This window comes from Rhodococcus sp. 1R11 (assembly GCF_004563845.1).
Lineage (GTDB): Bacteria > Actinomycetota > Actinomycetes > Mycobacteriales > Mycobacteriaceae > Rhodococcoides.
In genome coordinates this window covers 72,874-79,523 of record NZ_SPNG01000018.1, presented here as the reverse complement: position 1 = coordinate 79,523, position 6,650 = coordinate 72,874, and the positions used below count along the sequence as shown (strand labels likewise).

At 64.3% G+C, this 6,650-nt stretch carries 7 protein-coding genes; 2 read left to right on the top strand and 5 right to left on the bottom strand.

What is annotated here, in order from left to right; translation table 11 throughout:
• Nucleotides 1-253 precede the first annotated feature (253 nt).
• Nucleotides 254-937: a pyridoxamine 5'-phosphate oxidase family protein gene (locus E4P29_RS24185; RefSeq protein WP_135047562.1), complete on the bottom strand. Its 684-nt coding sequence runs from the start codon at nucleotides 935-937 to the stop codon at nucleotides 254-256.
• Between the two features lie 89 nt (nucleotides 938-1,026).
• On the opposite strand from E4P29_RS24185, the gene E4P29_RS24180 reads away from it, so the two are divergent.
• Nucleotides 1,027-2,433 carry a PLP-dependent aminotransferase family protein gene (locus tag E4P29_RS24180; protein ID WP_245154464.1) on the top strand — a complete coding sequence of 469 codons (1,407 nt, stop codon included), beginning with the start codon at nucleotides 1,027-1,029 and terminating at the stop codon, nucleotides 2,431-2,433.
• On the opposite strand, the gene murA is transcribed toward E4P29_RS24180, so the two are convergent.
• The gene (gene murA, locus E4P29_RS24175; RefSeq protein WP_209205500.1) at nucleotides 2,426-3,679 is read right to left on the bottom strand and encodes a UDP-N-acetylglucosamine 1-carboxyvinyltransferase; all 1,254 of its coding nucleotides are present in this window, start codon (nucleotides 3,677-3,679) and stop codon (nucleotides 2,426-2,428) included. The two genes, E4P29_RS24180 and murA, sit on opposite strands and share 8 nt — an antisense overlap.
• 53 nt (nucleotides 3,680-3,732) lie before the next feature.
• Between murA and E4P29_RS24170 the strand changes: the two genes are divergently transcribed.
• Nucleotides 3,733-4,326 carry a cob(I)yrinic acid a,c-diamide adenosyltransferase gene (locus E4P29_RS24170; RefSeq protein WP_032373968.1) on the top strand — a complete coding sequence of 198 codons (594 nt, stop codon included), beginning with the start codon at nucleotides 3,733-3,735 and terminating at the stop codon, nucleotides 4,324-4,326.
• Between the two features lie 18 nt (nucleotides 4,327-4,344).
• Here E4P29_RS24170 and E4P29_RS24165 read toward each other — a convergent pair whose 3' ends face one another.
• From E4P29_RS24165 to atpD, 3 genes are read right to left on the bottom strand one after another with little or no spacing between them, the layout of a single operon-like run.
• The gene (locus E4P29_RS24165) at nucleotides 4,345-4,782 is read right to left on the bottom strand and encodes a DUF2550 domain-containing protein (protein ID WP_032373969.1); all 438 of its coding nucleotides are present in this window, start codon (nucleotides 4,780-4,782) and stop codon (nucleotides 4,345-4,347) included.
• 29 nt (nucleotides 4,783-4,811) lie between these two features.
• Nucleotides 4,812-5,171, bottom strand: coding sequence for a F0F1 ATP synthase subunit epsilon (locus tag E4P29_RS24160; RefSeq protein ID WP_135047568.1), 360 nt, complete (start codon nucleotides 5,169-5,171; stop codon nucleotides 4,812-4,814).
• Nucleotides 5,172-5,201: 30 nt separating this feature from the next.
• Nucleotides 5,202-6,650: a F0F1 ATP synthase subunit beta gene (atpD, locus tag E4P29_RS24155; RefSeq protein ID WP_027497899.1), complete on the bottom strand. Its 1,449-nt coding sequence runs from the start codon at nucleotides 6,648-6,650 to the stop codon at nucleotides 5,202-5,204.

Below are 6,650 nucleotides of genomic sequence, written 5' to 3'. Positions count from 1 at the left end.
GGGGGATAAAACCTGCCGAGCCACACGTCCAACCTCGTTCACCCAGTCCGTGAAGACCGGGTCGGTGTCCGTCGCTCTGACTCGACAAAAGTTACGCCACCAACCCCACACACGCAAATCGGCAGGTGGATCCAGTTACCGCCGGCATCTGCCCAGGTCGGAGGGGCCGCGCGCACGGGTGCCACTCATTCGGCCGGCACATCCCCGTGTGTGACGCCAGCCATATCCGGCGAACGGTCGACAGAAACGGGCTTCACACGCGGGACAACGTCAGAACGTGGTCGGGCACATCGAGGTTCGGTTCCACATCTTCCCCACGTTCTGCAATGCCGACGTATTCACCGATCGGAATCACGCCCGCCCACACGTCACCTGCGGCAATGTCGGCCTCGTCGTCGATCGGTCCGCCGGTCCGCGCTTTCACCGATGCTTCGTGCAGCGGAAGCGCCAACACACTCGTCGCCGCCAGCTCTTTCCTCGTATGCGCCCGCAGATGTGTACTTCTACCCGGAACGACCTGATCGACTATGGCGTCCAACGCTCGTGTCCGTTCGTCCTCGTCCTCCACTCGACGTGGTCGTCCCACGATGACGGCACTCCGATAGTTCATCGAGTGATGGAACGCGGAACGGGCGAGGACCAACCCGTCGACGACCGTGACCGTCACGCAGATGTCCTGTTCAGGTGCCTCCACCAGGCTTCGAGAGCCGACCGAACCATGGAGGTACAGGGTCCCCGCCCTGTCCGGCCCCTCCGGATCCAGGCCGAACACGGTCGGGAGCACGCGTGGCACGTTCCCCACCAGCACCCCCATGTGGCAAAGGCGAGCCGATCGGAGCACGTCGAGCAACGCCGTCCGCGCAGACTGTGCGCGCTGCCGACCTCGGACCACGGTGGTTCTGGATGTTGGGGACAGAGGTGTTTCGTCGGAAGTCATGCCACCAGAGTGCCGCCCCGTTGGCTCACTGTCATGGTCCAATAAGAAGCAATAATGCTAGGCCACTTTCTGCCATAGACAGGTGACGCATGATGACCTTGCCGCCGAGTGCTCTGTCGATCGCGATCGACAGAGCCGACCGTCGCACGTTGCCCGTTCAGGTAGCCGACAGCATCCGGGCGGCCATCGATCGCTGCGAGCTGACCCCGGGTGCCCGATTACCCAGTACCAGAACGCTTTCGGTCGAACTGGGCCTGGCTCGTGCAGTCACGGAGAGGGCGTACGAACAACTCGTCGCCGAGGGATGGCTCGACACACGTCGCGGAGCGGGCACGTACGTTCGAGATGTTCCGCATGCAGTTGGATCGCGCCGTCGACCGCGTCGAACACCTGGACACATCGAGGCGTCGCAGCGCATTTCGCTCCGGCCCGGAATACCGTGGACTCCGCCTCGCGCATCCGATGCGTGGAAGCGGGCATGGCGAGACGTCGGTGGCTCTCCCCCACCGGGCGACTATCCCGATCCGGCCGGCTCACTCGACTTGCGCATGCGCATTGCCGACTTGCTCGGCCGTGCACGCGGCCTGTACACCGATGCGGATTCGATCGTCGTCACCACAGGCAGCATTCACGGTCTGGACCTGGCCCTGGGAGCTCTTTCACCAGACGCTGGCGTCGAACATGTTCTCGCACTTGAGAATCCTGGATACCGGGCTGCCGCTGCCCTCGCTACACACCGCGGGTGGTCCGTTCATGACGTCCCCGTCGACCGCGAGGGCCTCGTCGTCGACGAGCTCGAATCGGTTCCTCACGGGACCCCCGCCGTGTACGTCACCCCCTCACACCAGTACCCCACCGGCGGACTCATGCCCATCGGGCGTCGACGAGCCCTGGCGGACTGGGCACGAAGTACCGAATCCACCATCATCGAGGACGACTACGATTCCGAATTCCGTTACGGCATAGCACCTTTGCCCACGGTCACCGAGCTCGTGCCGGACCGTGCCGTCTACCTGGGAACGGTATCGAAGACGCTGGGTGCCGGCGTACGCCTCGGATGGATGGTCGCTCCCCCGTCGATGGTCGAGCGCATCACCGACACACGTCGCGCCATCGGCGACTTCCCGTCGGTTCCCGTCCAGCAGGCCATGACCTCGCTGTTGCGAGACGGCGAATGGGACCGGTCCGTACGCACGGCACGTCGGATCTATCGGGCACGTGACCGCGTCGTCGCCGCTGCGCTGGCACCATTCGGCGAACTTCGGGGCGTCGGTGCCGGGCTGCACACGGTGCTCGTACTCGACGCAGACGTTGCACGCGATATTGCGGCCGACTGCGCGGACAACGGAGTCGATTTGCACACGCTCGCACATTCGACGCGATCGACGACCGCCGATGGTGGCATCGTCGTCGGCTACGGGTCGGTGGCGGACGATCGATTCGAGCGCGCGCTGCGGGTGCTGGTCGACGCTCTCGAGAAGAGGTCGGTCAGTTGACCCGCTCGATGCTCCCGCCGAGAGCAGTCAAGTTTTCCACGAATCGCGGATAGCCCCTGTCGATGTGGAACACGTCGTGCACTTCGGTCGTACCGTCCGCCACCAGCCCGGCCAGCACCAGCCCGGCCCCAGCTCGAATGTCCGAAGACCACACCGGCGCACTGGAGAGTTGGGGAACACCGCGAACCACAGCATGGTGGCCGTCGGTACGCGCGTCAGCACCCAGTCGGATCATCTCCTCGACGAAGCGGAAGCGTGCCTCGAACACGTTCTCGGTGATCATCGACGTCCCATCGGCGACGGTCGCGAGCCCGATAGCCATCGGTTGCAGATCCGTCGGAAACCCGGGGTACGGCAACGTCGCAAAGTTCACTGCTCGCGGCCGTTCGTGCTGAACGACGCGGAAGCCGTCCGGTTCGCTGGTCACCTCGGCACCCGCAGACCGCAGCTTGTCCAGTACGAGCGAGAGATGCTTCGGGTTGACCCCACGCACGCGAACGTCCCCGCGCGTCATCGCGGCCGCGATTCCCCACGTAGCAGCAACGATTCGGTCGCCGATGACGCGATGAGTCGTCGGCTTCAACGCACTGACACCCCGGATGGTGAGGGTCGAGGTACCTGCACCTCGGACGTCGGCACCCATCTCGTTGAGCATGTTGCACACATCGACGATGTCCGGTTCGCGTGCCGCGTTGTCGATCACGGTCTCACCGGTGGCGAGCACAGCCGCCATCAGGATGTTTTCCGTCGCTCCCACAGAGGGGAAAGCCAACCTGATGTTCGCGCCGCGCAACTCGTCGGCTTCCGCGACGACGCACCCGTGTTGAATTTCGCTGCGCGCCCCCAACAACTGCAGTCCGGACTGGTGCATGTCCAGTGGACGCGACCCGATGGCGTCTCCGCCCGGCAATGCCACCACCGCTCGCTTGCACCGTGCGACGAGGGGGCCAAGAACACAGACCGATGCCCTGAACTGCCGAACCGCCGCGAAATCGGCGTGGTATTTCGGCATGGCCGGGGTCGTGATGTGGACGACCGAGCCGTCGAGCTCCACCTCGCACCCGAGTCCACGCAGCACCTCCGCCATCAGCGGAACATCCAGGATGTCGGGACAGTTGGTGATCGTGCTGGTTCCCTCGGCGAGCAGAGCCGCGGCCATCAGCTTGAGGACGCTGTTCTTCGCACCACCGACTGCCACCTCACCCACGAGGCGATTACCACCGTTGACCAAAAAGCGTTCACTCACTTCGACAGCGTAGCCAGCGGTACCGACCGGCAACCGCGCGGTACCGTAGCCGCATGGCCGTTCACCTCACTCGCATCTACACCCGGACCGGCGACGACGGGACCACGGGATTGAGCGATTTCTCGAGGGTCTCCAAGAACGACGAGCGGTTGATCGCCTACGCAGATTGCGACGAGACCAATGCCAGCCTCGGAGTCGCACTGGCACTGGGAAATCCGAGCGAATCCGTGCGGACCGTCATCCGGACCGTTCAGAGCGATCTGTTCGACGCCGGTGCCGATCTGTCGACTCCTGTCGTCGAGAATCCGGAGTATCCACCGCTGAGGATCGATCAGAGTTACATCGACCGTCTCGAAGGCTGGTGCGACGAATTCAACGACGAGCTACCGGCGTTGACGTCGTTCATCCTGCCCGGCGGCACACCTCTGGGAGCGTTGCTGCACGTCGCGCGCACCGTCGCTCGGCGCGCGGAGCGGTCGGCCTGGGCAGCAGTTCATGCCGGCCCGGAAACGACGAGCGATCTGCCGGCCAAGTATCTCAACAGGCTCTCGGACCTGCTGTTCATCCTGAGCAGGTATGCAAACCCGGAGGGCGACGTGCAATGGGTACCGGGAGCGAGCCGCTCGACGGGTACCGATTCCGACTGATTTCCGGCGAGCGACTCGTCAGGCCGCCGGTCGACGGCGCCGCGAGCGCCCCGATGGGCGTGACTCCACCCAGGACAGGAAAGCGGTCAACGCACTTCTGTCCAATGCCATTTCGTAATTCTTGCCGTTGTCCGACAACTCCAGCACAGCGATGTCCGGAGTCATGATGTCGAACTCGGTGTCGCGTGGGGCCCGTCGGTCCCCCACCTGAACGTCCTGTCTGCCCAGCCGATGGTCGGGCCCGGGTCGCAAACTGGACAGTTTGAAGAACACCAGCGTGTTGTCGCCGTACCGAATGATGCCGTGCCGCCAACCGGCACCGCCCTCGGACGGGAGCACACGCATGATCGCCGCCGTACCGCCTCGTCGCAGCACCGCGAGACGATACGCAAAAGCCGCGACGAGCCCTGCGAGCAACACAACCAGAATGATCAGAGCAATCAATCCGGAGTGCATCGCAGGTCTCGTCGCGGCTTCTCGTGAACCTAGGACCGCTCGACAGCGCGGATACGTCCCTTGGCCACCGCAATGGCCTCGAGGTCGTCGCCGTTCTCTGCCACTACAGCCCGTGCCGCTTCGACATCGATGTCGTCGGCGAAATCGGCGGACTCCGCCAGCACTGTGACGGTCTTACCCGTCACCGACAGGAAGCCACCGTGCACCGCAGCGATGATCTTCTCGCCATCGGTCGTCGTGATCGACACCGTGCCCGCCTCGACCAGCTGGCCGAGGACAGGCTCGTGGCCGGCCATGATGCCGATCTCACCTTCGGTGGTCTGAGCACTGACGATGGTCGCAGTACCGGACCACAGCTTCTGCTCCACAGCGACCAGGGAGACCTCCATGCCGCTCTTCTCGGAAGAAGTCACGTCGGTCTACTTTCCGGCCATCTTCTTCGCGGCTGCCTCGACGTCGTCGAGACCACCACAGCTGTTGAAGGCCTGCTCGGGAAGGTGGTCGTACTCACCCTTGGTGACCTTGTCGAACGCCTCGATGGTGTCCGAGAGGGACACGACCGAACCGGCCTCGCCGGTGAACTTCTCGGCAACGATGAAGTTCTGGCCGAGGAACTTCTGGAGACGGCGTGCGCGGCCGACCAGAACCTTGTCCTCTTCCTGAAGCTCGTCCATACCGAGGATGGCGATGATGTCCTGCAGCTCCTTGTACTTCTGCAGGATGCGCTTGACCTCGTTGGCGACGCGGAAGTGCTCGGCACCGACGATGCCGGGCTCGAGGATGCGCGAGGTCGAGCTCAGCGGGTCCACAGCGGGGTAGATACCCATCTGCGAAATCGGACGCGACAGCTCGGTCGTCGCATCGAGGTGCGCGAACGTCGTGGCCGGAGCCGGGTCGGTGTAGTCGTCGGCGGGGACGTAGATCGCCTGCAGCGAGGTGATCGAGCGGCCACGGGTCGAGGTGATGCGCTCCTGGAGCTCACCCATCTCGTCCGCCAGCGTGGGCTGGTAACCGACGGCAGACGGCATACGACCGAGAAGGGTCGACACCTCCGAACCTGCCTGCGTGAAGCGGAAGATGTTGTCGATGAACAGCAGGACGTCCTGGCCCTGCACATCGCGGAAGTACTCCGCCATGGTCAGTGCCGACAACGCCACGCGCATACGCGTGCCGGGCGGCTCGTCCATCTGTCCGAAGACGAGGGCGGTGTCCTGGAGGACGCCCATCTCTTCCATCTCGAGGTGAAGGTCGGTGCCCTCACGGGTACGCTCGCCGACTCCTGCGAACACCGAGGTGCCCGAGAACTCGCGTGCGATACGGGTGATCATTTCCTGGATCAGCACGGTCTTGCCGACGCCGGCACCACCGAACAGACCGATCTTTCCGCCCTTGACGTACGGCGTCAGCAGGTCGATGACCTTGATGCCGGTCTCGAGGATCTCGGTCTTGCCCTCGAGCTGGTCGAAGGCTGGTGGCTTGCGGTGGATGCCCCACTGCTCGCCGTCGCGGCCGAGTCCGGGTGTGTCCAGGCAGTCACCGAGGGCGTTGAACACGTGGCCCTTGACGACGTCACCGACGGGAACCGAGATCGGCTTGCCGGAGTCGACGACAGCTGTCCCGCGGACGAGGCCGTCGGTGGGCTGCATCGAGATGGTGCGAACCAAGTTGTCGCCGAGGTGCTGTGCAACCTCGAGCGTCAGGGTCTTGGCCACGGTCGGCAGAGTGATCTCTGCGTTCAGGGCGTTGAACAGTGCGGGAATCGAGCCGCGCGGGAACTCGACGTCCACAACGGGGCCGATGACCCGAACGACACGGCCGGACTGTGTGTCCGCTCCGCTCGCGTTCTCTTGGGCTACTGCTGCGGTCAT

What these genes read in the sequence shown, in the direction of transcription:
- E4P29_RS24170 (WP_032373968.1), top strand. Translation starts at nt 3,733, where the DNA reads ATGGCCGTTCACCTCACTCGCATCTACACCCGGACCGGCGACGACGGG.
- atpD (WP_027497899.1), bottom strand. Translation starts at nt 6,650, where the DNA reads ATGACCGCAGCAGTAGCCCAAGAGAACGCGAGCGGAGCGGACACACAG.
- E4P29_RS24180 (WP_245154464.1), top strand. Translation starts at nt 1,027, where the DNA reads ATGATGACCTTGCCGCCGAGTGCTCTGTCGATCGCGATCGACAGAGCC.
- E4P29_RS24185 (WP_135047562.1), bottom strand. Translation starts at nt 937, where the DNA reads ATGACTTCCGACGAAACACCTCTGTCCCCAACATCCAGAACCACCGTG.
- E4P29_RS24160 (WP_135047568.1), bottom strand. Translation starts at nt 5,171, where the DNA reads ATGGAGGTCTCCCTGGTCGCTGTGGAGCAGAAGCTGTGGTCCGGTACT.
- E4P29_RS24165 (WP_032373969.1), bottom strand. Translation starts at nt 4,782, where the DNA reads ATGCACTCCGGATTGATTGCTCTGATCATTCTGGTTGTGTTGCTCGCA.